Source organism: Shewanella sp. 1180_01, assembly GCF_052850535.1.
In genome coordinates this window covers 1-766 of the sequence record NZ_VXCT01000167.1, presented here as the reverse complement: position 1 = coordinate 766, position 766 = coordinate 1, and the positions used below count along the sequence as shown (strand labels likewise).

Below are 766 nucleotides of genomic sequence, written 5' to 3'. Positions count from 1 at the left end.
TAAATACCCTATTTCAGTGTTATGTCACGTATTCAACGTGAACCGAAGTAGCTACCGTTATTGGGCAAGCTGTGAGCTTGTGGTGACGCCTGAGCAGCGGCGTTTAGAATGTGAAATCAAAGCGATACATGCTGAAAGTAAGGAGTCTGCGGGTGCGCGAAGTATAGCCACCATCGCTTCTGAACGTGGCTTTACGTTAAGCCGTTATCGGGCGACTCGGTTAATGAAAAAGCTTGGCTTAGTGAGTTGCCAACAATCCAAGCATCGCTATAAGAAGGCTGAAAATGAACATGTGACCATCCCAAATGTACTCAAACGACAATTTGCAGTTGTCGAACCAAACACCGTTTGGTGTGGCGATGTGACGTATATTTGGGCGGGTAATCGTTGGTGTTATTTAGCGGTTGTGCTGGATTTATTTTCGAGAAAAGCCATCGGTTGGGCGATGTCATTTTCACCGGATACTGAGTTAACGGTGAAGGCCTTAGATATGGCCTTTGAATCTCGTGGGAAGCCTAAAAACTTGATATTTCATTCAGATCAAGGCTGCCATTATACCAGCCTGAAATACCGTCAGCGGCTGTGGAAATATCAAATCAGCCAGAGCATGAGCCGTCGCGGTAACTGCTGGGATAATGCGCCAATGGAAAGGTTTTTCAGAAGTTTAAAAACGGAATGGCTCCCGATACAAGGCTACAAGAGTTTTAGCGAAGCTAAACAAGATGTGACCGATTACATCATTGGTTATTACTGTGAAGTTAGGCCA

1 protein-coding gene is annotated in these 766 nt (G+C 45.2%); it reads left to right on the top strand.

What is annotated here, in order from left to right; all coding sequences use genetic code 11:
- Positions 1-766, top strand: a 766-nt coding sequence (locus FW758_RS24680) for an IS3 family transposase (RefSeq protein WP_446446836.1), incomplete at both ends; no start/stop codon positions are given.